This window comes from Oscillospiraceae bacterium (assembly GCA_015068525.1).
In the GTDB taxonomy this organism is placed as follows: Bacteria; Bacillota; Clostridia; order UMGS1840; family HGM11507; genus SIG450.
This window is the reverse complement of sequence record SVKJ01000019.1, coordinates 1-26745: the sequence shown is the minus strand read 5'-3', so window position 1 is coordinate 26745 and position 26745 is coordinate 1. Positions and strand designations below refer to the sequence as shown.

21 protein-coding genes are annotated in these 26745 nt (G+C 31.8%); 9 read left to right on the top strand and 12 right to left on the bottom strand.

What is annotated here, in order from left to right:
- Positions 1 to 142 precede the first annotated feature (142 nt).
- The 12 genes from E7419_06605 to E7419_06550 all read right to left on the bottom strand — a co-directional run bounded on the left by E7419_06605 (position 143) and on the right by E7419_06550 (position 16933).
- Positions 143 to 1891, bottom strand: coding sequence for an S-layer homology domain-containing protein (locus tag E7419_06605; GenBank protein ID MBE7014858.1), 1749 nt, complete (start codon positions 1889 to 1891; stop codon positions 143 to 145).
- Positions 1892 to 1904: 13 nt separating this feature from the next.
- Positions 1905 to 5636, bottom strand: coding sequence for a hypothetical protein (locus tag E7419_06600; protein MBE7014857.1), 3732 nt, complete (start codon positions 5634 to 5636; stop codon positions 1905 to 1907).
- 63 nt (positions 5637 to 5699) lie between these two features.
- Positions 5700 to 6695: a hypothetical protein gene (locus E7419_06595; protein ID MBE7014856.1), complete on the bottom strand. Its 996-nt coding sequence runs from the start codon at positions 6693 to 6695 to the stop codon at positions 5700 to 5702.
- A 177-nt stretch (positions 6696 to 6872) separates the two neighbouring features.
- Positions 6873 to 8084 (bottom strand): hypothetical protein, encoded by a 1212-nt coding sequence (locus E7419_06590; protein MBE7014855.1) that lies wholly within the window; start codon positions 8082 to 8084, stop codon positions 6873 to 6875.
- 1 nt (position 8085) lies between these two features.
- Positions 8086 to 8955 carry a helix-turn-helix transcriptional regulator gene (locus E7419_06585; GenBank protein ID MBE7014854.1) on the bottom strand — a complete coding sequence of 290 codons (870 nt, stop codon included), beginning with the start codon at positions 8953 to 8955 and terminating at the stop codon, positions 8086 to 8088.
- Positions 8956 to 9065: 110 nt separating this feature from the next.
- Entirely contained in the window at positions 9066 to 10559 is a 1494-nt protein-coding gene (locus E7419_06580) for a hypothetical protein (GenBank protein MBE7014853.1), read from the bottom strand.
- Positions 10560 to 11084: 525 nt separating this feature from the next.
- Positions 11085 to 12941, bottom strand: coding sequence for a beta-N-acetylhexosaminidase (locus E7419_06575; protein MBE7014852.1), 1857 nt, complete (start codon positions 12939 to 12941; stop codon positions 11085 to 11087).
- Positions 12942 to 12952: 11 nt separating this feature from the next.
- Positions 12953 to 13693, bottom strand: coding sequence for a GNAT family N-acetyltransferase (locus E7419_06570; GenBank protein MBE7014851.1), 741 nt, complete (start codon positions 13691 to 13693; stop codon positions 12953 to 12955).
- A gap of 4 nt (positions 13694 to 13697) precedes the next feature.
- Positions 13698 to 14237 (bottom strand): hypothetical protein, encoded by a 540-nt coding sequence (locus E7419_06565; protein MBE7014850.1) that lies wholly within the window; start codon positions 14235 to 14237, stop codon positions 13698 to 13700.
- Between the two features lie 15 nt (positions 14238 to 14252).
- Entirely contained in the window at positions 14253 to 14849 is a 597-nt protein-coding gene (locus E7419_06560; GenBank protein MBE7014849.1) for a folate family ECF transporter S component, read from the bottom strand.
- Between the two features lie 142 nt (positions 14850 to 14991).
- Positions 14992 to 16620: a DEAD/DEAH box helicase gene (locus E7419_06555; protein MBE7014848.1), complete on the bottom strand. Its 1629-nt coding sequence runs from the start codon at positions 16618 to 16620 to the stop codon at positions 14992 to 14994.
- A 19-nt stretch (positions 16621 to 16639) separates the two neighbouring features.
- Positions 16640 to 16933: a YhbY family RNA-binding protein gene (locus E7419_06550; GenBank protein ID MBE7014847.1), complete on the bottom strand. Its 294-nt coding sequence runs from the start codon at positions 16931 to 16933 to the stop codon at positions 16640 to 16642.
- 101 nt (positions 16934 to 17034) lie between these two features.
- Between E7419_06550 and E7419_06545 the strand changes: the two genes are divergently transcribed.
- The 9 genes from E7419_06545 (at position 17035) to E7419_06505 (ending at position 26433) form a co-directional block, all read left to right on the top strand.
- The gene (locus tag E7419_06545) at positions 17035 to 18321 is read left to right on the top strand and encodes a LysM peptidoglycan-binding domain-containing protein (protein MBE7014846.1); all 1287 of its coding nucleotides are present in this window, start codon (positions 17035 to 17037) and stop codon (positions 18319 to 18321) included.
- Between the two features lie 363 nt (positions 18322 to 18684).
- The gene (locus E7419_06540; GenBank protein ID MBE7014845.1) at positions 18685 to 19770 is read left to right on the top strand and encodes a PucR family transcriptional regulator; all 1086 of its coding nucleotides are present in this window, start codon (positions 18685 to 18687) and stop codon (positions 19768 to 19770) included.
- A gap of 16 nt (positions 19771 to 19786) precedes the next feature.
- Entirely contained in the window at positions 19787 to 20491 is a 705-nt protein-coding gene (gene ftsE / locus E7419_06535; protein MBE7014844.1) for a cell division ATP-binding protein FtsE, read from the top strand.
- Positions 20451 to 21356 (top strand): ABC transporter permease, encoded by a 906-nt coding sequence (locus E7419_06530; GenBank protein MBE7014843.1) that lies wholly within the window; start codon positions 20451 to 20453, stop codon positions 21354 to 21356. The genes ftsE and E7419_06530 overlap by 41 nt, the downstream gene beginning before the upstream one ends.
- A 4-nt stretch (positions 21357 to 21360) precedes the next feature.
- Positions 21361 to 22497 carry a hypothetical protein gene (locus E7419_06525; protein ID MBE7014842.1) on the top strand — a complete coding sequence of 379 codons (1137 nt, stop codon included), beginning with the start codon at positions 21361 to 21363 and terminating at the stop codon, positions 22495 to 22497.
- 38 nt (positions 22498 to 22535) lie between these two features.
- Positions 22536 to 23783, top strand: a complete 1248-nt coding sequence (locus E7419_06520; protein ID MBE7014841.1) for a S41 family peptidase — start codon at positions 22536 to 22538, stop codon at positions 23781 to 23783.
- Positions 23743 to 24966 (top strand): ROK family transcriptional regulator, encoded by a 1224-nt coding sequence (locus E7419_06515; protein ID MBE7014840.1) that lies wholly within the window; start codon positions 23743 to 23745, stop codon positions 24964 to 24966. Before E7419_06520 ends, E7419_06515 begins: the two co-directional genes overlap by 41 nt.
- A 37-nt stretch (positions 24967 to 25003) precedes the next feature.
- The gene (locus E7419_06510) at positions 25004 to 25855 is read left to right on the top strand and encodes a 4-(cytidine 5'-diphospho)-2-C-methyl-D-erythritol kinase (GenBank protein ID MBE7014839.1); all 852 of its coding nucleotides are present in this window, start codon (positions 25004 to 25006) and stop codon (positions 25853 to 25855) included.
- A 50-nt stretch (positions 25856 to 25905) separates the two neighbouring features.
- Positions 25906 to 26433 (top strand): hypothetical protein, encoded by a 528-nt coding sequence (locus E7419_06505; protein ID MBE7014838.1) that lies wholly within the window; start codon positions 25906 to 25908, stop codon positions 26431 to 26433.
- Positions 26434 to 26745: the final 312 nt, after the last annotated feature.

Below are 26745 nucleotides of genomic sequence, written 5' to 3'. Positions count from 1 at the left end.
AAAGTTTCATCAATAAGTCCGATAGTTTCAAGATATTTTATGTAATATTCATAAGAGGATTCTTCCGCATGTACAAAAACAGGCACCAGAGAAAACAGCATACATATCAAAACAAGCAGTGCTATTATACTTTTTTTCATAATCATTCCCCTTTCAGTACATTATAAATCATCTGAGCTGCTTCGGCTCTTGTTGCGTTTGAGTGCGGATTAAAGTTTTCCCCATCTCCTGAAATCAAGTTACTATAGTATAACATTGTAACTGAATTTTTTGCATAATCGCTTATTTTATCATAATCAGAAAATAATACATCAACATTGCCTCTTACAGGTTCAAAGCCCTGATATTGCAAAGTTCTGTATATAATAACTGCCATATCCTGCCTTGTTATATTATTGATTGGCATAAACATATTATTATTTCCCATAACAATACCGAGTGCATTTGCAACTAATACATAAGGGTAACTCCATCTGTCTTGCGATACATCGTTAAATTTGGATGTTCCTTCCGATTTTAAATCAAAGGCTTTTACAATCATAGTAACAAATTCTTCTCTTGTAACAAAATCATCAGGGCAGAATTTATCAACCTCTTTACCTTGTAATACTCCCTTATTTACTAAAGTATCTACCGAAGATTTTGCCCAATGCCCCGACATATCGGTAAATGAAGGCATAATAACAGTCGGAGCATCTACTTCAGGTTTAGAAAGTTCGGTTGAAACTGAAACATTGGAAGATCCACCGCCTCCGCCACCTGTGCCTCCGCCTGTACCTGGAACGCTTGGAGGAGGAAGAATAATTGCTGGTGGAACTAAAGAATTATCATACGATGTAATTGAATTTTTAAATTCTTGTTTAAATTCACTTACTGAATTTATTTTATCCTTTATTTTGGTAAGTTCTTTAAGTATATGAGTTTCAAGGTCATCTGAATTTGAATATCTTGTATAAGCATCCCCAAGTGCAAGATAATCTGAATTATTTTCGATTACATCTTCTAAATCGGTATAATATACAACCTCTTTAACTGCCTCAATAAATACATTTTCTTTAAAATCATCAATTAAAGTATCAATGGTATAATCTTTTTTCCCCATCTTTAAAAGAGGTGTTTTTTTATCATTGAGTGCGAGATAAGTTGCATAAATATTTTTAGCATTTTGAAGAGATGTAAGTCCCAAAAATTCATCATATATATCAATGGTATCCGAAAGAAGTGTTTCGTCATTACTTGTTCTGAATGCTTCTAAAACAACTGCATTGTTAAAAAGAGTTATAAAATCTTCAAATGCTATATTCTCATTTTGAGAAAGTTTTTTCTTTGCGCCTTTTATTACAGCCAAAGTTATCGCATCTTTATCAGTTAGTCTGTTATACACTAATGTATTTATACCAAATTTATCTCCCTCAGAAAGTATAGGTTGTAAATCATTGGTTGTAACTAAATCTGCTTTTTGGGGGTCATTTAAAAGCGTGATAACATCATTTGCCTTTTTTACATCACTTAAGGTTAAAGTAAGAGGGATTAATGAATTATTATCAACCTTTATATCGCATAAATAATCACCTTGGGATTTATTCATTATAAATGTAAACTCAAATTTCCCGTTATTGTCTGCTTTTGTCTGGTCGATAAGATAAAATACATCCAAATCACTTTGTCTTCCCTCTATATCATCTTTAGTTTTATCTTTCTGAAAAACTCTTAAAGTAACTGTTTTACCTTTGTAGGATATATCTTCGCCCGTAACAGATACTATCTGATTAAGAGTTCCTTTTGAGTTGGTTTCAACTCTGTAAGAAGTATTAACTGCTCCGTTTGCCGTTACGGACACAAGCAATAATGTATATAATATTATTGAAAGTAATTTTTTAATATTCTTCATTTTTTCACCCTTATTATTTTACATAAAATAAAATTTCACTTATATTGTTTATTTCGTTTTGAGAATTTCCTTCGCCTACAAGTTTAATATACTTAGCTTCAACAGGAGTTTCAAGTACTACATCCTGGAATTTCGCTGTTTTACCACTAGATTCTCCTTTATAAACTTCAGTCCAATTAACTCCGTCAACCGATGCATAAAGACTAAAGAATTGTTTTCTTTGAGCACCAAGATAATGTGCTATTGAAATTTTTTCAATAGTATATTTATCCATAAGTTCAAAGTCAATATAAGCATTTTCAACCCTTGTTGACCAGTTGGTATTTATATCACCATCAACGGCTCTGTAAGCGTCGTAAATATATCCTTCTTCAAAGATAATATCCTTGATTTTTGCAATTTTCTTATCGCTGTACTGGTAAATTTTTTCATTTGCGCCCGGAACCTTATATTTATATTTACCTATATTTGCTACCTTTCTATAGTCTGTATATGAAGATTCAATTTCAAGCATATTTGATAAATCTTCCAAAGGAACATAAAAGATACCATCTTTTGTCAATGCATTTTCGCTCATTGTAAACTTTTCTTTGTTATTTATAATTGCCGTATTGCTTTGTGAAGTGAAGATAATGTTTTTTACATCATTTTTAAACATAACGGAATTATCATAAGCAGTGCATTCTCCGGCACCAATTCTATTTATAAATCCTATTAAATCTACCATAACATTTCCGTTTTCGGATTTATATGCATTGGTTTCATAATAGCCATTATAAGATATATAAACATCACCGTTTTCATTTTCACTCAAACTGTTTAATATGTTAAAATCTTTTTTAGCAACATTAAAACTGTATTCCCATTTAAGAGTATATTTTCCGCTTTTTCCTCTGTGATAAAAAACTCCATTTTCTCCGTTTACAGTTTTTGATATTACCTCTTTATTATCTTCATCATAAAGAGTCCATTTTCCCTCTTTAAGATTTGTAACTATATAAGAAACTTCATTTTCTCCTTTAGAAACAATCTCAACAGGTCTTGACTGAACACCTTTATCTTTTCTTAAAAATACCGCACGATCTTTAATATATATACCAATATACGACCCGAAATCTTCGTATTCTATATTAATTGGTTCAATAGAATTATCATCAGCACTTAATTGCATTACATTTAAGAAATAATCTTTTTTTTGTAAGCTATCCGGAGTTATTTCAACTCTCCATTTACCGCCCTCTCCGAATTCTTCCTTATCGTGAACATAAAGGTTTTTTCCGTTAACCCAGAACTCTTTACCTTTACCACCTACTTTTTCTATGTTGGCATTTTCTGGCAAAAGAGTATCATTTATAAGTCTTCCGTTATTATGCCCTTCTGTTCTTCTTATAATTGTGCGATTTTCAAAAACTTCAGGCTCTTCCTGGGAATGAAGAAGCCAGGTTTTCTCAAAATTCTTATTTTTACTTTCTATCCTGTCATACACTATAAATGCTGCAGGAATTTCTTCGTCAAAAAGATTTAAGAACATAAACGCCCTTGAATAATCATTTACTTTATTTGAATATGCATTTGTTAAATCTCCTTCAAAATATGTATATTCGGGAGTATGCATATCAGGTCCGTAATCATAACCTAATATTGTTGTTCTTTTGTAAACATTACTCAATAATTCATTTAATGTTGGCGCAGAACTTACAGTTGTCGGAAGACTTGTCTGCCCTGCATATGATGTGCCTGCTGTTTCAGTCTCACTTGGATCATAAACCAACATACAATTATGAGCAATTGTTGCCTTATGGTATCTTGAATCGTGAGTACTTCCCCATCCTGTTGCAGCATATTTCACACCATTTTCATCTGTATAAGGATTTGATGCATAAAGCCCCGAATCAAGAGCAAGCATTCCCTTATAGAATATCTGAAATGACCCCGCGTCATAGTGTTCATGACCTCCCCAGAAATATTCAGGCAGTTTCATCATTGCAACAACATCATTGGTATCAAGTCCCATATTCCATCCTGTTCTTGCGACCATAACTCCTGCAGGAGAACCAAAATATTTAGTATAAGGAAGTTTGGTAAAGCTCTCAGGTTTAACTTCAACATCGTTTGTAATAAGATAAATCGGTAGTGATACCGAATCCTGCCCCGCACTTCCGAAAGTCTTATCAAAAGTATAATAAAAACCTTTCAGTATAGGGTCTTTCCCCAACGTTGAATTAAGTAAATAAAAAGCAGGATACTGGATTTTTGCCTGAGGGGAAAAGTCCGAACCGGCAAAATCTCCATCATTAAGTCTTGCCCCATCGGGTCTTAGGGTATATATAAACTGATAAGGCATTTTTGTATTATCAGCATTAAAAGCAGTTTCGTATCCTATTTTCGAAAGCATATAATTACAGTATGCGTCACAAAGTCCCCTATAGGCAGAATAAGTGGAACCGTCAAAATTATACCATCCCTTACTTCTGTAATTACGGACAGGAAAATACTGTTCAATAAGAAGACCGACATTTGTATTATAATAATATGGTTCTTCATCATATACGGCAATTGAAAAAGCAAGTATATCCTTTAAATATGGATTTTCTGTTGCATGAGAAGAAAGTTGCATAGCACCTTTTTTAAACATTGGAGGCCATCCATTTTCCATTACTGTAAGTATTTTTTCATCACAAATATTGATAATCTGCCTTTTTTCTTCTTCATTAAGAACATCATAACACCAGTCATATACACACGCTGTTACAAAAAGGACATGTCCTCCATATCTTTGTGCATCTGTACCGGGAGTTTTTCCAAAATAAACTGTATTAAGGTGATTAAAAAGCCCTTCTTTTGCTTTTTCTCCCCATTCTTTTTCTCCTGTTACAAGATACATAAAAGCTCTTGCTTCAACATAAGAAAGTTTTATTGAATTATATCTTGTACCTGTGCTTTCGGGAACTTTGCAATCATCATTATTATTTGCAAGTTCGACAATCTTTTCATACGCTTCCTTATTGGTAGGATGATTAAGATTTTCTTTAAGTTTTGGAAGGTCATCCTTTCTTATCATTACACGAGGTCTATCTCCTGATGGAATATAAGCAGGAAGTTGATAGAACATATATCCCGTCTTTTCTTCATAAATTTTATTTTCTTTTTCAGGAAGCTTACCTGTTCCCTCAGGAACAAAAGAAACATCAGTTGTAAGAATTATCTTATCAATATCTAAAATTCTGCCTCTGTGCTGAAATCTTAATGTATGCTCTCCTTTTGCAAGCCTGTAAGAAAGACCTTTTACCCATTCCCAGTTATCAAGATTTTCATTTCCTAAAAAATACTGACTGACAGTTTCGTCAATTATTACATGAACTGAATTTCCTGATATATTTCTTCTGAAACGAACATATAAAACATATCTTCCGTCTTCAGGGACACTGAATTTAATTTCACTGTCCTTTTCATCATCAGGGAAATTCTTTATAGTAAGATAATTGGCAGTATTACCCCACGAATTAACAGATTTGATAAATTTCACAGATGACGCACTTTCATCTTCAAAAACCGTAAAATTACGGTATATCTGCATATCTTCCGCTTCAATGGAAATCGTAGCGCCAAAAGCAGTTGCCGAAATACACATCATAACAAATACAAATACCGAAATTATAAGTATTTTTGGTGAAATAATTTTTTTGCCAGCCATAATAATCTTACCTCCGTTTTTAAAAATCAGTACATATATAAAAAGCAGCATATAACTGCCTTTTATATATGTACTGCCGGAATATTCCCGGCAGACATATTTAATTATTATTTATTATTCTTTTATAAAGAGCATTGGACCAAAATATCCTAAAGTTCTTAATTTAAATTTAAAAGTTTTTGTTTCTCCTGCAGGAACTACACATTCATACTTCCATACATCTTTTTCTATAGATTTAATTGTAGAAGGATCGAATTCTGCTGCTTGTGCTTTAGCCTTTGTATCATAATAATCAGTACTATGACATATTTTTTCGGATAGCTTGATTGAGCCATCTACCTGAACATTTTTATTAGGATTATTATGGAAATAGAAAATGGCAGTTTTATTAAGTGTAAATTCTATTGTATAGTTATCCGGTGTAGAAGCAAATGATTTAGGTGTATCTATAACGTAAGCACCTTCCATTTCATCAGGTATAACTGTGTAAAAATAGTTCTGATCACTATGAACTGCAGTAACATCAGGTTTTGTAAACATATCACTACCGAACACTGTTTTTACCGGATTCCCATCAACAGTATCATAAGCTGGTTCTTTTAAAGTATGAGCACGTAATACTGTCTCAAAAACGGGAGTGTTAGCATCAGGTGTTGTAAATGAATAATCATTATTGTAATCAGTAAGTGTTATATTTGTTACCTGTAAAGGTACATCAACAACAGTTTCTTCCATATTTTTATCTATTTCCTTACCTGTGCCTTCTTCTCTTTGTCCATTTGTTATAGCATAGGGAATAACTTTATAAGTTGAGCCTGCAAGAACATTATTGGTATCTGCAAGCCCTATTCCGAAAAGTCCGCCGTTTGCTTTAGCTTTAGTAAGCGCATCGGAAGAAAGTTTATAATCTTTATTACCGTAAACCTTAACACCCACTTCTTCAGGATCACCTGTAAATCTTCCGAATGTATATGTATAGATAGTTTGGTCATCGGCATTATCCGACAAACCTTTAAAAACATACTCGCTTAAGCTGATTTCTGCAGATACAGGTAAAACCATTGCAAAAATCAACAAAGAAGCAATAAAAATTTTAATAAATTTTTTCATTTTTTTCATCCTTTCTTAACTTTGAATAACATAAGTAGTTATTCCCGCATTTTGATATTCTTCACCCGAGGCACTTTCAAGCCACTGGGCAAGTGATGCGATATTGCATTCCTGTGTAATCTTTGCAATATCTAATTCTGGTTTTTGATAAGTTTTCATTTAATCCTTCCTTTCTTTTTATTCTTTTATAAAGAGTAATGGACCTGAATAAGTGGTAGTTGCAAGATTAATTTCAAAGGTTTCGCTTTCTTTACCTTCAGGAACCTCACATTTTATTTTCCATATATTTTTGCTGACATTTCCTGCTGTGTCAGGATCATACGCAGCACCGGTAGCATCAGCATAAGAATTTTTTTCAATATAATTTATTTGCTTATCCAGTTTAACCGCTCCGGTCGGAACGCAACTTAATGTAGTATTAAAATACAATGTTGCAGTTTTATTGAGTGTAAATTTAATTTTATAATTTAGTGATGTACTTCCACTATGGGTGCCTCTTTTGGTTTCAATTATCTTAGCACCTTCCATTTCTTCTGGAAAATCAAGATAGATATGATATTTATCCGCAAAAACCTTGGTTGCTCTATTAAAAATATCTGCTCCGAAAACGGTAGGTTTGGGATTATTATTCTCATCGAGGTCATACTCAGGTAATTTCAAATAATCTTCTCTTATACCGCCGTTGTAAATAACAGAAGAGTCAACTGTATTTGTCAGCAATATATCAGATACTGAAAAAGGCTTTTTAGTGTAATTGATAACATAACTGTCTTCCTCTCCGCTGTGCGATTTGGAATTAACAGTTATCTTTTTGTCTTCATAAACAAAGGTCGCCTTTGTTCCAAGATCAAAAGGCGTATATTCAATATGAGGTTTATCAGACGCAGATGCCGGAAGTACAACGTCATATTCTTTCGTTTTCACATCAAACTCTTCAATTCTGTTACCATATATGTATATATTTTCAATCCCTGCATTATCTGACTTGAAAACTGCCGGATTAAGAAGAGAATTCATATTTGTAAAACTATCCCATATAAAACTTTTAATTTTTATTCCGTCAGTATTTGAAGGAAGAGTATATAAAGTTTTAAGTTCCCTTTCTTCATTCTCGGATTGAAAAGTATATGGATCAGATATTATATCCGTTACTACTCCATCTTTGTAAACTTGTGTTATAAGAATTGCTGATTCAGGCAAATTCTTACCTCTTATAACTTTTGATTTTACAGTAATTGTTTCCCCGCCTGTAAGTTCTTTTATTTCCTCACCCTGACTGTTATAATAGTTAAATGATTTAAGTTTTAAGTTATCAGACGCATGTGAACAAATTGACGGTATCAATATAAAAGTTAAAGCCAATAACAAACCAAGAATTCTTTTTATCATATTATTCCTCCTTTTGCTGATTTTTCACTTCGTTTACAGTAGTATCAATATATTTTTTAAACATTCTGCAAAAAGACGGTACCGAATCATATCCGCATAACTGAGCAACCTCGTTTAAAGAAAGTTTGCCCTCTCGGATTAAATCCTTGGCTTTTTGCATTTTAACAGTTATCATATATTCTTTCAGAGACAATCCCGTGTATTTCTTAAACAAATGCGAAAGATAGTTGGATGTATATGAAAATTTTTCAGCTATCTGTTTTACCGAGTAAATATCTGTATAATTTTGTTCCATATATTTTATTACACTGTATATAATCGTTTTCTTTTTTTCCATAGAAATATCAGGAGAATACTTTATTGATTGTTCGTTAGAGCAATTTCTGTAACCTGACAAAATGATTACCTTCATAATATATTCACACATTTGCCTGCTCATTGACTGTTCGCTGTAAAATTCATCTATCAGCGTATTGAAAAGATTTCCTGACCTCATTTTATCCTTAACAACAAAATTCCCGACACTATCATAAAAATCTTTTAATTCTTCAGGTGCATTATTAAGGAAATCAAATGTAAAATATATAAATCTTAATCTGCTGTTTGAATTCGATTTTATATTATGGCTTACCCCTTTTGAAGCAATATACATATCTCCCGGAGCAACAGGCATTACTTTCTTTCCTGAGGTAATGCTCCCCATTCCTGACACAATATAATTAATCTCATAAGAATTTAACATATAGTGTGGAATTAATCCATCAACTTCCAGTAAAGTTTCACCAAATTTACATAGTTTGATATAATCAAAAATATCTTCCTGATTTTTTATTCTGCTAACATTAAAGTCAAAAATAATATTTTCTACCATATTTAACTCTCCTTTGCAGACTTTTTTATATTTTATATTATAACAATTTAATATCTGTCTATTCAATGATATTTCAGCCTTCTTAAATATCCAAATTCGCTTTATTTAATTCAAATATTTTGAGTAATATTAAGACCCTCTCCTTCGCCAAAATAAGTTCCGTCTTTATCATAGATAATTGTATATTTTTTATCGCAAATCCAGAGATTTTCGAGTTTAAAATAATTCCAATTTTCAGGAATATTCGGAGTTATTGTTATATTTCCTTCAATAACTTTTATACCTAATAATCCGCGAAGGACAATATCACAAAATGAAGAATGATTATAATCCTTTCCTCTTTCATAAATACGATTTGACTGGTCCTTAATTAAAATATCTCTGCTGCTCCATCTATTTGTATTCGGATCTTTTACCTCGTCTATCCAGCATATAGTTTTACCATCATCTCTGGTTATATAATGGCTCTTTGCATACGTAGTAAGAATATCATAAAAATCTTCTTTTTTTATATATTTCTGATTATATTCTTCTAATAAATTTATCATTGCGTTGAGTACCATACTTGTTGCAAACGGCCAGATATATCCGTTCCACAAACATTCATGCGGATATTTATATAAATATCTCGGATGACGTTTTTCTGCTGTTGTCAAACCATAAGAACTATGAAATCCATCTTCTTTTTTGATTTCTGAAAAAGCAATAGAATATTCATCTGGTGCTAATTTAAAACACCATGGAATATACCCTATAAGTTCTTTAACATTCATCATTGGATTCTCGATTTCCTTTACACTTATGTGTTTTTCTTTTTCTATATTTTCACTGTGAATGGCTTTATAAAATTCTCCGTCCCATAAGTAACTGTTTATCAGATTTTTTATTCTCGCATATTCAGCAAAATATTTGTCTTCTATATACTTCTCCCCAGCTTTTTTGGCAATTTTTGAAATTGCAAGAGCATTAGCTGCCATATACGAATTCAAAGTAGGGCGAATACCCTTTAATCTTTGGAAATTTTCCGTCATTCCGCTTATGCTGCATTCCATTGCATCATATCCGTCTATTGACCAGAAAAGTCCCGATTCTGTTTTGTGTTGTTCTGAAAATTCCTCATAATATGAAATCATATTATGAAGGTAAGATATAGCCAGAGAATAATCATTTTCAAATTCGCAAAATTCATAAATTGAATGTAAAAGCCATGTGCTGTATTCAGTCGTCAATCCCTTTTTTTCAAGCCAGAAGGAAATATAATCATTAAGAATTTTCTTTCCGCATTTAAGCCATTTGAATTCTGCAATATGATGTCCGACAGCTGCTACAATTGTATTATGTTTTCCCGCCCATGGTACTTCAGGTAAAAACTCTGTGATTAAAACACCATCTTCAGTTGTTCTTATGTGTTTACGCGCAACCCACCACCTGAAATAATAAATCTCCTCTATGGTTTTATCAGGGCAGGTAAAATACGGAACATTTTCTTTCATCCATTCTTTGACATTCCCATTGTTTATATCCTGCTTGTAACACTCGTTATCATCTAAATTAAATTTATCTATGTAACTTGAAAGAATTTTCTCTAAATCAATTTTTGACATATCATTCTCCATTCCGCCGTAAAGACTCCATCTCAAATAGAAAGGATAGTGCAGATTTACTTTTTAACATACTGTTTTTAATTCTCTGCATTAAACTTTTTATATTATAGTTTGATTATATATTTTTAACTATTTCTATTCAATGATATTTCAGCCTTCTTAGGTATCCAAATTAACTTTCTTTATTTTCATCTAATTTCACATAATAAATATCCCCGTAAATGATATGCACCCCAAAAGTGTCTAACTTTTGGGGTGCATATCACATTTAGGGGATAGGAAAAAAACTTATTAAAAAAACTTTGACCTTAATCAATAGATGCAAATTATCTTTTATGATTAAATTCGTTCATAGCAAAAAGTTATTTTATTTCAAAGATTTTGAAAAAATCTTTACCTTGTTACAAAATAATATTTTATGTTATTTATAATGTGTTGTTTTTATCGGAACGACACATAGGTCGCTTGCTACTTTTTGCGGTCTGGAGTTTTTTAACATCCCCACTTTAAAAAAATCAAATTGTTTTATGGTGCTAAGTATGCAGACACAATGCCTGAATGTGATGCGGATAAGCAACATCCATCTAAGAAAGAGAGCCTTTCTTCTTCAAGTTCCGTAAGTCTGTCAACTTTGCCGTTTAAATATTCATCGAGTCTTCTTATTGCAGTTTTAATTCTCTCAATTTTTATACCATATCTGCCATCTACTATTTCAAATCCGAACGGACGATATGTATTGTTCCAAAGATTATAATGCACGTCTTTAAGTTCCTCAAAGTCTTTTTTTAGTTGGGGTAACAGTTCATCCCTTACGGAAATAAGAGTATTTTTGTCATTTTTATAGCCATAATGAAGTTTTTGAGTAACCTCAATCTTATCAGATGCAAGTTTAGATATTATAGCAATATATTTAAAATATTCCTTATAATAGCCTTCTTTTTTAGAAAGTTTTTCATATTTTTCTGCAAATTTTAAGTAATGGGTGATAAGTTTTTCATCCATTATGTCTGCATCTAATAATCCACACATAATATCATTATATATAATCTGCTTTATACGCAAATTGGCTACCCCTCTTTTGTATTCTTCCAAAGGATAAAGTACATAGGACATATCAGTAAAATCAGATAATTCTGCTCCGAATAACAACTCAATTTTACTATTAAGTTCATTTTCATCAATATTTAAATTATATGAATGTTCTCCGTATAAAAGACATCCAACAAGGCTGAACATAGCATCTGTTTCACATCCGTCATCTCCCCATACAGTAGCATAAACAGTACTTATTTTTTCTTCTTTACATGCGTTAAGAGCACTGTTTGTTGATTTTAATGTATGTAAATAATCGGGAACGTGACCTGCCCAAGTCCATATTCCTCCTGCAAATACAACTTTATCGGTAATTTTTTTATGACGTTTTATCATGGAAGAATAGTTTTCTTTTTCAGTATTGTAATAATCCCAATATGTTATACTTACATTTTCAGGAAGCATTTCTTTTACATATTCCGGAATTTGGGCACTCTCGTCATAATAGCCTCCGCTCTTTGAAGATAATCTGAAATACATATCACTCCATATCATTGGCTCTAAATTATATTTATCAGTTATAGCCTTTACTTTGTTAATATGTTCGCAGAATATTTCAGTGCCGTTTCGGTAACCGTTTTCCTTAAGATAATTTCCTGTTCCCATTCCCCACGCTTCATCCATACCAATATGTATTTTTCTTGTTTTGAAACATCTGGATACTGTCGAAATAAGTTTTTCAATAAATTCATAACTTTCATCTTTGCCAGGCATTATAACACTTAAGGTATCAGAAATTTTTCTTCCTTCCTTGTTTTTTATATACTGTTCAAAATGCCCCAGGGTCTGAATACATGGGATAACTTCTACATTATATTTTCTGCCATAATCATCTATTTCCATAAGTTCTTTTTCGGAATATCTTCCTCTTAAATATCCGAAATATTTAAGACCGCAAACTTCATACACATCTTCCATATAAAGCATCAGTGAATTAAGACCGCAAAGAGCCATATACTCAATATATTCCTTTACCTTTTCAACCTTCATAACACCTGCACGCGACATATCAAGCATAATTCCCATATTTTCAAACTGGGCTTTCTCACATACTTTGCCATCTTTATTTTTAGAAATCAGTTCCGCTGATAAAAGTAAAGAACGGAACAACTGTGAATCATTTGCATAGATAATTTTTATTTTGTTACCGTTTTTTTCTACAGTTAAATCCGCACCTTTTTCATATTCAAAAATAAATTCATCAGAATTTTTTATGTTAATTATTTCAAGTAATTTTCTTAAAAGCACTTCGTGTTCTTTGTCAATACCTTTAAATATCATTAATATCATCCCTTTTGCTATTATATTTTTTTACTTTTCGTGCATAGCTGCCACCACATGGGTATAAATCCGCATTTCAGTGCAATTCTTTGCGAAAAAATATGGGACTCTACCGTTCCGTAAAACGGAAGTATACCTCTTTTTATAATTTCATCCTTTAATATATTTACAAGATATGCACCTATTCCTTTTCCCCGAGCATTTTCGTTAACATTTATTCCGATTTGCCACATAGTTTTACTGTCACAACTTGCGGCTGCCATACCTGTTATTTCTCCGTTCTCATAAGAGCAAACAGCAAGCATATCAGGTCTTAAAGCTGAAAACTCCAATGCATTTTTAAAATTTTCGTTATTGTAAAACTCAAAAAGCGCCTCCTTTTCAAACCATTTTATTTTTATATCTTTTTCAATTACAACATTACCACAAGGTATATAGTAATGATGGCAATCAGATATTTCCTCATTAAATTCTAAAAGAATTTTGTTTATTCTTTTAAGATTATCATATCTTCCTATAAAACCTGCATTTTCATCTTTAAATTCTTTTTTTAGTAAAGAAAGAAGATTTTCGTCTTTCGATGTCATTATAAACTTATTGTTTACTGAGCATATTTTAAGGAGTGCATCGTCCCATTCGTATATTCTTCTTTCAGGATTTGGTTTAAAGTGAGTAAACAAATTTTTATCAGACTCTATATCTTTTATATCAGCACAGTAATCTTTAGACAACTGCTCGTAAAGTATTTTTTTAAAATCCATTATACTACACCATCTTACTATACTGAATTTTAATTATCGCATTTTGGTTATTAAATTCAACAATATATTCTATAGGAAATCCATCCAGATCCCATACTTCTTTATAACTTTCGCCGTCTTTACACATTGAAATGTCTTCAATTGATTTAACTCTTTTTGTTATTTTAGAATCAACTTTAACACTTCCGTAATAAGACTCAATTATATTATAAATCCCTTTTATATAATTAATAATTTCTTCGTCAACTGTTTTTTTGGTTTCAAATCCGACAGTTTTTATAAAATTTTTATCATTTACTTTAAAAAAAGGTGTAAATTCTAAAAAAACTTCTTCAAGATAATATATATTTTTATCTTCATTAAATGTATAATTTCCTATATCTTCCGATACTTCTTCCAAATTTCTGTCAAGAAATACCTGATATGGCATAGAAACCATATTTGTATAGGTTTTATCAAGATTTTTTATATCAACCTGTTTTACACCGCAACCGGTAAGTAATAAAATTAACGCTATACCAAGAAGTAAAAGTCTTTTTTTCATTGATAATTTCTCCCGTCAGATTTTAGTTTTTATACTTTTCATATATGGTTCTATAAGTATTATTCCTGTAAATTTCACTACAAGCATAAGAGTGGTAGATGGAATTCTCATTAAAAATACCTCATACGATGTAAGATTCTGAAGTCCGGCAAGAACAGGAATTCTCAGTAAATTTACCATATACTGAATAAGAACACACAAAAGAGCATATATTACAGTTTTAATTAAAGAGCGCTCTTTCGAATTTGCATCTTTAAAAAAGAATAGTCCAAATATAAAACCATTTATAAATTCAATAACCGTAAATAAAGGAATAGGAGCACCTGATGCAGAAACCCATACTGAAATCAAATCTGCAAGTGCGCCTGTAAGCCCACCCATAACAGGTCCGAAAAGATAAGCACACACATAAACTGAAATAAAACTTATATTTAGTTTACCTACGGGTGTTCTTAAATAACCTGAAATAAAAGAAAGAACAACAGTTATAGCAACAAGCATTGCTACAGCACATAATTCTTTCGTAGTCATTTTCCTTAAACTTTTCTTAAAATTTGCCATAAAAAATTCCCCTTTCAATCTTTGCAGGGGCTGAAAATATAAATAAATCATATTAACAGCGGATGAAATATTACATCGCGGAAAGATATTCCTTCGTCCGAAAACTCTACTCCCATTTTCCGGCACTTAACGTGTAACATCTGCTCTGCATTATTTTTAACTTTTCTTATTCTAACATTTACATAAAAATATGTCAATAACTACCTTTTTTTCTTGTTTTCGTCTTTTGTTCTTTCTTTTTATCCTTTTTGTTTGAAACTTCAAACATTATCTTTCTTTTTTTATAGAAACTTCCGTTTAGTGTTTCCATTATAATATTAACGGCTTCTTCTTCTACATCAACAAATGAGAATTTTGGCATAATTTCAATTTTACCGATTTGTTCAAATAGTACCCCGCCGTTTTTTAAAAGGTCTATCATATTATTTGTGCCCATTTTGTCCATTTTCCCTAAGTTCACAAAAAGTCTTACCTTATTTTCGTCATTGTGGTTCTTTTCCTTTTTTTCATGTGATATATCAGATTTTTTACCCTCATTTAACATTTTAAGAAGAGTTGCTGATAAATCAAATATATCCACATTATTTGCAAGAGTATATTTTTCAAGATACTCTCTGTAATCTTTAAAATTATTATCCTCTAAAATACACTTTGCATCTTCCATAATGCACTCTAAATTAACCGCTTTTACTTCTTTTAAAGATGGCGGAGTAATAAGAGATATAGTGCCTTTTGTATATTTCATAAGTTCTTTTAATTTTTTAACTTCACGTCCCGATACAAAAGTGTAGGATATGCCTTCTTTGTTGGCTCTTCCTGTTCTTCCTATACGATGAACATAGTATTCAAAATCTTCAGGAATTTCATAGTTAAATACAGCATCAACATCATCTACATCTATTCCCCTTGCAGCAACATCAGTTGCTACCAAAATCCCTGTTATCCCTTTTTTAAAGCGCGACATAACCCTGTCTCTTTGCATTTGTTTCATATCGCCATGAAGAGCATCTGCAGGATATTTATGTTGCCTTAACTCTGCTGAAATTTCATCAACCTTCTTCTTAGTATTACAAAAAATCATACAAAGTTTATATTTATTTGCATCAATAAGTCTTTCAATTGTTTCTATCCTGTTTGGCAATTTTACTTCAAGATAATACTGTTTAACAGTATTTACGGTAAGTTCATCTTTAGTTACCTTGATGTGACATGGATTTTCTTTCTGGTATTTATTTGCAATATTTATAATTTCCTCAGGCATTGTTGCAGAAAATAAAACTGTCTGCCTGTCAGTCGGCACTGTTTCTAAAATAACGTCCAAATCTTCTTTAAATCCCATATTAAGCATTTCGTCCGCTTCGTCTAAAACAAGTATCTTTAAATCCTTTATTTTAACTGTTTTTCTCTTTAAGTGGTCAATAAGTCTTCCCGGAGTTGCAACTATAATCTGTGGTTTCTTCTTTAAGGCAAATATCTGCTTGTCTATGGGTTGACCACCATATATCGCAACAATGTTTATCCCCTTTTTAAACTTTGAAACTTTTGTAAGTTCCTCACAAGTTTGTATAACAAGTTCTCTTGTCGGGCATAAAACTATCGCGTCAACAGTTTTAGAATCGCTATTTATTTTTTCAATCATAGGGATACCGAATGCACAGGTTTTCCCTGTCCCTGTAGGAGCCTGAACTATGACGTCTTTACCCTTTAAAAACGGTGTAAAGGTTTCTGCCTGTACAGGAGTCAAATCACTGAACCCCATACGTTCCACTCCCTTTAGTATCTCCTCTGAAAAGTAAAAGTCTGTAAATTTTTTATTATCCATATTAAGTCCTGATTATATTTTATTTTGGTAATTTTATTGTTTTATTCTTCTTTGATTCTTTATAAAGAACTATTTTTTTGCCTATAACCTGAACAGGTTCTGCACCCGTTAATTCTACAAGTTCGTCACACACATCTCTTGCAGTTCTCAAACTGTTTTCCAGAACATTTATTTTAATTATCTCATTTGCTTCCATCCCGTCAAGCAACATTTTTACCTGATTTTTGGAAATTTCGCCTTTACCTATCTGATATTGTGCAGGCACAGTATTTGCAAGACTTCTTAAATACGCTCTTTGTTTACTTGTTATCATTTTATTTCCTCCGCTTAATTTATTAGAATATTATATCATAATTTACTAAGTTCAGTCAACATAAAACTTTGGCTTAAAAAATATAATTATATAAGAAAGGAATGATTAAATTGAAAACTTTAAGTTTAAATGACAAAGGATACGATGTATATCTTGCTAAACTCGCTATATCAAGAGCGTTGACAAAAGAACTTGATTTTAGTGATACATATACCGAAAGTTTTAAAGATGATGTAATAAATTTTCAAAGAGCAAAAGAACTTAATGCCGATGGAATTTTCGGCCCTCTTACCTGGCAGGCTGCACTTCCCTTTTTATATGGTTTTACTATCCGTACCGCCAATGAGGGAGATACTTTCTCAAGCCTTGCTGAACTTTTTTCAACAGATGCTCTTAATATTGAAAGAGCAAATCCGGATATTACACCAAATAATATTCAGACAGGTCAAAGAATTGTCATACCATATAAATTCCCCCTTGTTACAGATAAAATCCCTTATTCGTATGCACTTACTCAATATATTCTTTACGGACTTTTGGCGCGCTATCCTTTTTTGGAACTTAACAAAGCAGGAAATTCCGTAATGGGAAAAAGCATCTATTATGTAAAAGTAGGCAGAGGTCAGAAAGAATATTTTTACAACGCTTCCCATCATGCAAATGAATGGATTACAACACCACTTCTTTTAAAATTTTTAGAAAACTATTCGCAAAGTTATGCCAATAACGAAAGAATAGGAAATCAGGGTGCAGTATTTTTATACAACACATCGAAACTCTTTTTGATACCTCTTGTCAACCCTGACGGAGTAGACCTTGTAAACGGTGCTGTCGATAAAGAAAGCACTTATTATATAAACGCCGAAGAAATCGCAAATCGTTATCCCCAAATTCCTTTCCCTGATGGATGGAAGGCAAATATTGCAGGGACAGATTTAAACTTAAACTATCCTGCATACTGGGAAGAAGCAAAAAGAATCAAAGGCGAGCAGGGATTTACATCTCCGGCACCAAGAGATTTCGTGGGAGGGGCTCCCCTGTCGGCAATTGAAAGCAGAGCAGTTTATGATTTTACTTTAAATCACAATTTTTATCTTACCTTATCATACCATACACAAGGGGAAGTTATTTACTGGAAGTTTCTTGATTTTAACCCCGAAAATTCTTACAACATAGCCCTTGAATTTGCTAAAACAAGCGGATATACTGTATCTGAAACCCCTTATGCATCCGGATATGCAGGATATAAAGACTGGTTTATATTAAATTACAACCTACCCGGTTATACCATTGAAGCAGGAAAAGGAGAAAATCCGCTTTCAATCAATGAACTTAATGGACTTTATGAAAAAAATATTGGTATTTTGACCGATGCGCTAACTTTTTAAAAGAAAAACTTGAAAAATGTGCAATTATAGTATATTATATATTATATATAATATATAAAAATGGATTTTTAAGCAGATGCGTTAGTATCCGGACTCGTTTATTGCCGGATTTTTTCGCCACTGCATCGTTAAAATACTCGCAAATATGTTAATATTCCCTCCGTTTTTGCCTCACATTGACAAAAAAATCCAGGCAATAAATTCACGGAACCATAAACCTTTAAAATTCGAGATTTTTTTAGGCGGAAGATTTTGATAATACGAGGTATATCTAAATCGACAACGACAAAAAAGCCGGATTTTAAAGGTTTTGGCGGGTTCAGATATTAACGCATCTGCTTAAGAGAAAGGGAAGGTAAAAAAATGACTCAGAATTTATTTAAATCTATCGTATCTCAGTACAAATCTATAATAGATTATCCTTTTGGTATTTTAGATGACGAATTTTATGTTCTGGCTTCTTCGGACGATAGCATGGTCGGCAAATGTATTGACGGACTTTATGACATAATAAGAAAAGAAGAGCATATTTCGATAAACAGAAATACTGCTTATCAGCCGATTTACATAAAAGGAAAACTTGAATTTGTCGTATATATTGAAAATACAAGCGAAAGTTCATTAAAACTTCTTAATATACTAAGTATAGCATTTTTAAATCTTAAAAAAATGCAGGACGAAAAACTTGACAAATCAGTATTTGTAAAACATCTTTTGCAGGACAGTATTCTTCCAAGCGATATATATGTTAAAGCAAAAGAACTAAAAATTTCTACTGATACAAAAAGAGTTGTATATATTATTAAAATTGCATCGGAACACGGGGAAACCGTATATGATATTTTATATAATATGTATCCTTCAAGAAATGTAGATTTCCTTGTAAGTATAGATGAAGAAACAGTCGTTTTAGTTAAAGAAATGCCCGACAAATGCTCTTATAAAGATATAGATAAAGAGGCAAACCTTATTAAAAATACTATAAATTCAGAAGCTTTATGTACTGCAAAAATCGGAATTGGCTCACCTGTTGATACAGTAAGAGAAATTGCAATTTCATATAAAGAAGCAAAAATTGCAATTGAAGTAAGCAAGGTTTTTGATACTGAAAAAGATATTATAAATTATGAGCATTTAGGTATAGGCAGACTTATATATCAACTGCCTACAACCCTATGCGCAAAATTTCTTGATGAAGTATTTAAAAAAGATTCACTTGAAGAACTTGATGAAGATACGATAAATACTATCCAGAAATTCTTTGAAAACAGCCTTAATATTTCTGAAACTGCAAGAAAACTGTTTATCCACAGAAACACTCTTGTTTACAGACTGGACAAAATCCAGAAGAATACAGGTCTTGATTTAAGACAGTTTGAAGATGCAATTACATTTAAAATTGCAATGATGGTAAAAAAATATTTATCTGCAAATGTGATTAAGTTATAATCGGGAGGCAGATAATATGATTAAGCTTACCAATGTTATAAAAACTTACGAAATAACAAGCAAAAAAGAAACTCACGCATTAAACGGAGTTTCTTTAGAAATTTCAAAGGGCGAATTTGTTTTCATTGTGGGTAGTTCAGGGGCAGGAAAATCTACTCTTACAAGGTTAATAATCGGAGAGGTTAATCCTACTGAGGGAGATGTTGTTGTAGGTGGTACCTGTGTTAATAAACTTACAAGAAAAGAAATCCCTTATTTCAGAAGAACAATAGGAATGGTTTTTCAGGATTTCAGACTTTTAGAAAATAAAACAGTGTATGAAAATGTGGCTTTTGCACTTCAGATTGTCGGAGCATCAAACAGGCAGATAAGAAGAAGAGTTCCTGAAGCATTAAGCAGAGTCGGACTTTCAGCAAAAGCCACCAGTTACCCTAACCAGTTATCAGGTGGCGAACAGCAAAGAGTTGCTATTGCAAGAGCAATAGTAAATAATCCCGGACTTATTATTGCGGACGAGCCTACCGGTAACTTAGACCCTAAAATTTCAAAAGAAATTATGCAAATGCTCCTTGATATAAATCATGGAGGTACAACAGTAGTTGTTGTTACCCACGATAAAGAACTTGTTAACTCTATGAAAAAAAGAGTTATTCTTCTTGATAAAGGGAAGGTTATTTCCGATGACGAAAGGAGTGTTTATAATGAAGTTACACTCGTTTAGTCTGTTTGTTAAAGATGCTTTTAATAACATTATAAGAAACAAAGTTATGTCACTTGCCACTATTGTTATTCTTGCGGCGGGACTTATTCTTTTCGGAGTTACAACTGCACTTTCCTTAAACGTTTTCTCAATTACCGAAAAATTAGAAAAAGATTTTAAACTTGCAGTATATCTTGATGAAAAATTAGAAACTGAAGAAATCAACGAAGTCGGCATTGAAATTCAGGAACTTGAGTTTGTTGACAGTATCGAATTTGTTTCCAAAGAAGATGCCTATGAAGACTTCAAAGGTCGTTGGGGCGATACAGAGATATTAGAAGGAATTGATGACGGTAATATTTTAAGAAATTCCTTTAAAATAACCTTATCCGATTTAAACGAGGCAAAATCGGTGTCCCAGAAACTTAAAAGTATTGATGGTATTGCCAAAATAAGCAAAATGGAAGATGAAATGTCTACTTTTGTCAACATTACAAATAAAGTTCAGGTTGGTACAATTATAATAACAGTTGTTCTTGCCCTTCTTGCAATGCTTATTATGGTTAACAGTATAAATATGTCAATCTTCTCAAGAAAAAAACAAATAAACATTATGAAATATGTTGGTGCAACCGATTGGTATATAAGATGGCCGTTCATTATTGAAGGTCTTCTTATAGGTTTTATTTCCTCACTTGTTTCATGCGCTGTATTAAGTTATATGTATGGTGCTTTTATGACAAGTATAGGCAGTTACAGCGAACTTATAGGTGCACTTCCAAAAGAAATTGCTATGCCTCTTATCACTATTATTCTTATGGGAACAGGTCTTATATTAGGTTGTATAGCAAGTATTGTTTCAATTAAGAAACACTTAAAGGTGTAAAATTATGAAAAAGATTAAATTACTAACTCTTACAACTTTGTTTATACTGATTTTTAATATCTGCTTTACTGCATTTTGCGCTCCGCAAAGTGACCTTGATAAGAAACTTAATGAAAAAAGCAATATTCAAAGTGACATAAATAAAGAAAAAGAGAAGCAAAATAAGGCAAAAAAAGAAAAAGAAGCAATTGATAAAAATATTAAAATGTTAACAGGCGAACTTGATAAGATTTCAGAAAGTTTAAATGAACTTGGCGACAAAAAGGCAACTATATTAAAAGAACTTGCTGAAGCAGAGGCTAATGAAGAAAAGCAATCTGAAACTTTAAAGAAAAGGCTTCGCGTTATATATGAAGACGGGGCGACATCTTACTTTTCTATCCTTATGTCCTCCGAGTCTATTTTTGATTTCTTTTATAATTTGGAAATACTAAGGCAGATTTCAGAGCATGACGATAAAATCTTAAATGAACTAAAAGAAACAAAAGAAAAAATAGCAGTAAAAAAAGCCGAACTTGACGAAATAATAGCGTCAGAAGAAGCAAAACAAAAAGAACTTAAAACTGCAAACGCAAGTTTAAAAAATGAGTCTTATAAGAAACAGGCTTATGTTAAAGAACTTGATAAAAATATTGAAGACTTAAAAAAAGAACTTGACCGTGTTGAACGTGAAGAAGCAGCTTTAAGAGCTGAAATTGCAAGAAAAGCAGGAAGCCAGTCAGGCTCTAATGTTCCAAAAAACTATGTTGGAGGAGATTTTTTATGGCCTGCACCGGGAGTAACTACTATTACCTCTAAATTCGGTTACAGAGTTCATCCAACAACAGGTCAGTATAAACTTCATACAGGTGTTGATATTGCCTGTTATACAGGTCATAACGTACTCGCTGCCGCAGACGGAGTTGTAGTTATAAGCGGTAATCATACTGCTTACGGAAAATATATTTCCATAAACCATGGGGGCGGAATTGTAACCCTTTATGCGCATAACAGCCAACTTTTAGTAAGTGCAGGGCAAAGCGTAAAGAAAGGACAGGTTATTGCAAAATCTGGTAATACAGGCTGGTCAACCGGACCTCATCTTCACTTTGAGGTTATAATAAACGGAAATCCCGTAAACCCTATGAATTATTTTAACTAACCACAAGATGTGTTAATAACTTTTAAGGAGTCAGCAAATTGGATAATCTAAATAAAAAAGAAGAAATTCAATCTATAAAACCAAGCAAAAAAATCTTTGGAAAAATATTTAATATTATTCTTTATATAGTTATTTTTGCATTAGGCTATCAGATGGCTACCATTTCCTACACGAAACAGTTTGGAAATGTTTCGGGAATGACTATAAGCAAAATGAATAAGATTGAAGAAACTATTAAAGACAATTATTACAAAGATTTTGACCGAAATAAATTGTATGAATATGCCGAAAGTTTTATGGTGTACGGACTTAATGATCCTTATTCCTACTATCTTGATGAATCGGGTAAGGATGAATTTATGGAGAACATAGAAGGAAAATATATCGGTGTCGGCTTAACTCTTACCCCGAATGACTTGGGGGAAATTATGGTTATAGCACCTTTTGACGGCTCCCCTGCTCAAGAAGCCGGGATAATGAAAAATGATGTTATTACTAAAGTAAACGGAACTGAATTTATGTACGAAAATGTTGATGAAGCGGTTCGTCTTATGAAAGGTAAAGAGGGAGAAACCGTTGAACTTGAAATTAAAAGAGAAGGCACACAAAACTTCCCCGTTACTCTTACAAAATCAGAAATAACCTATAAATCGGTTGAAAGTGAACAACTTTACGAAAATATAATTTACACAAGAATATCAAGATTTGACCTTAACACTTATGACGATTTTATAGAAGAATTAAACCAGTATGTAATAGATGAGAACACTAATCTTATAATAGACTTAAGAGATAATCCGGGAGGCACTGTTGTTTCAGCAGTAGAAATTGCTGATTTATTCCTTGATGATGAAGTTATAGTAAAAGAAAATTACCGAACTAAAAAAGATATAGTAGAAAAGGCTAAAGACGGGCATATAAAAATCAAATACCCGATAATTCTTCTTACAAACTCTTCATCTGCATCAGCATCGGAAATACTCTCAGGTGCATTAAAAGATAACGGCAAAGCAATCTTAATCGGCGAAAAAACTTTTGGAAAAGGTCTTATAAACCAACAGTTTGAACTGGATCAAAAAAGCAGTATTGTTTTATCAGTAGCAGAATATGAAACACCAAACGGTACAAAAATTCACGGTGTTGGTATATCTCCTGATATCGAAGTTTTATTTGATTATAAGAAGAGTATTTTAACTTTGGAAAAAGAAGATGATATTCAACTTCAAAGAGCGATTGAATATATAAATGAAAATACAAATGAAAGTTCCGAAACTACGGAGGAATAATAAATATATGAAGATAGGAAGTTTTTCTCTTATTAAAGAACTTAATACCTCCATTATATTAAATACAATAAAGGAAAAAGGCAGTATTTCCCGTGCAGAGATTGCAAAACTCACAGGTCTTACAGCTGCTACTGTTACAAATATAACTTCCCAACTTTTAAAATATAATCTTGTAATAGAAACAAGATACGGTGCATCAAGCGGAGGAAGAAAGCCTATACTTTTAGAATTTAATTATTCCTATTACAATGTTATAGGTGTTGTTATATCAAAGCAGGAAATTACTACTTCACTGACTGACTTAAATTCAAATCTCATAAAGGATATTAAAGTAAATTTAAAGGACAATGTTGAAAAAAAAGATGTTATAAACATCGTAATAAAAAACACCAAAGAACTTATAAATTTCTCAGAAAAAAAAGTTCTCGGATTAGGTGTTTCTGTGGAAGGGCTTATTGATGAAAAAAACGGCGTTGTTGTTATGTCATCAAGTTTGGGATGGAAAAATTTCAACATTAAAAACGAACTTAATAAAGAACTTCATATTCCGATTTTTATAAATAATGACGTTAAGGCTCTTGCCAAGGGAGAAGAAATGTTTGGCAAAGGCAGAGAATCGAGTAACTTTATTCTTCTTTACACAGGTTTTGGTATAGGTGCATCACTTGTTCATGACGGAGTAATTTACAGAGGAATTTCAAACTATGCCTGCGAACTGGGGCATATAACAATTGATATTAACGGACCTTTATGCAGTTGCGGAAACCATGGTTGTTTTCAGGCACTCGCATCAGGAGAAGCGCTTATAAAAGAAATTAAAAGCAGTAATTTAAAATCCCTCTTTGAAGGCGAAATTACTGTTAATGACATTATTAAAAAGATATATGAAAACAACCACGATATTTTAAAACTGATAGAAAAGCAGGCAGGATATATCGGTATAGGAATAGCAAATATAATAAATATCTTTAATCCTTCTGAGATAATTATAAATGGTTATATATCTTGCGTTCCAAAATATATTAAAGATATTATAATAAACGAAGTAAACAATCGAAGCCTTTTAAGTATGAGAGAAAGTGTTAATGTCTTATTTTCTGATTTGGCTACTAAAAGTCAGTACAAAGGTGCTGTAGGGCTTTTTATATCCGAACTTTTTGCAAATCCTGAATTTTTCTTTTAGTAAGTTAGGTTAAAACTCAACAAAAAGGAGAGGTAATATGGCTGAATATGTAATTTTCCCGAAAGCGAAAATTAATTTATCTTTAGATATAGTTTCAAAAAGAGAAAACGGCTACCATAATCTAAAAATGATTATGCATCAGGTTAATCTTAAAGATAAAATTACGCTTTTTGAAAATAGTTCAGGTGACTTTTTAATTAAAACCAATCTTTCCTATCTTCCTTGTGATGATAAAAATATTTTATATAAAACCTATATGGAATTTTATAATCATACTAAAATAAAACCTCAGGGTTTTAATATAAGTCTTAAAAAAAATATTCCTGTTTGTGCAGGGCTTGGCGGTGGAAGTTCCGACGCGGCAGAAGAACTTATATTTTTAAATAACTACCATAATAATCCTTTAACTAAGGAAGAACTTTTAATCTTAGGCGAAAAAATCGGTGCAGATGTACCATTTTGTATAATGGGTGGGACTTGCCTTGCAGAAGGAATAGGAGAAATACTTACACCTCTTCCACCACTTCCAAAATGTCATATAGTTATTGCCAAACCTCAGAATAAAGGATTATCTACCAAGTCAATATTTCAGATGGTACGTTTAAACGAAATAAATTATCACCCTGATACTTCGGGAATGATAAAAGCCTTAGAAGAAGGCGATTTAAACGGAATATCAAAAAGAATGTATAATGTTTTGGAAGATTATTCTAAAAAAGAGTCTTCTGAAATTCTGCAATATAAAGAAATTTTCATAAAGAAAGATGCTTTAGGTACTCTTATGAGTGGAAGCGGAAATTCCGTTTTCGGTATATTTGATGATTTTAAAAAAGCAAATGAATGTAAAAAAGAATTTGAAAAAATTACAAAACAGGTATATTTAGTTTAAATTATGTCAACCATCTTATTAAGATATTTTATTAATAAGGTGGTTTTTTTATGAAAAAATTTGTACTTATAACTTTACTTTTATCTTACATAACAATAGGTGTATACGCAGGAAAAAGTGATGCGTTATGCGATAAATATGTAAGACTTCATATTTTAGCAAACAGTAACTCCCCTTTTGACCAATTGACAAAAGAGTCAGTAAAAGATTATCTTTTAAAAAATTATAAAAACGAATTTTCTTCTTTTAAAACAAAAGAAGAAACCCTGAAATTTATAGCCGAGAATAAAAATGACATTAAAAAAAGTATTGATAAGTTTCTTACTGAAAAGAAAACAAATTATACTTGCCAAATTAAAATATCAAAAGAAAATTATAAAAAAGGAAGTTATAAAAACATTAATCTTCCTTACGGCTCTTACGATTCGGTAAAAATCCTTTTAGGAAAAGGTAAAGGAAAAAATTTATTCTTTATAATGTTCCCTGCTCTTTCTATAAAAGATAATGTAACAGTTAAATTTGAAGATGGCAAAAAAATTAAATATAAATCAAAAATTGCAGAGTTAATATTTAAGTAAAAAAATAATCGGAGTAGAATTTTCCTACTCCGATTATTTTATACCTGTTAGTTTTATAATCCTTCTATTGCTCTATTATAATATTAAACATTTCTGTTCTTATTTCGCCTGTTGAAACAAATAAGGCAATAATCACATCAATTACAATGCAATCAAAAATCACAAATCATTCTTTACAAATATCTAGTCTCTTATTGCAAAACAGATAATTCTTCATTCTTATAAATAAACCTTGGGGTTCCTGTTATTTCATCAATGTAATACTTAATTCTGATAGTCTTTCCTGCTGTAAAACCATCTGTATTATCTTCC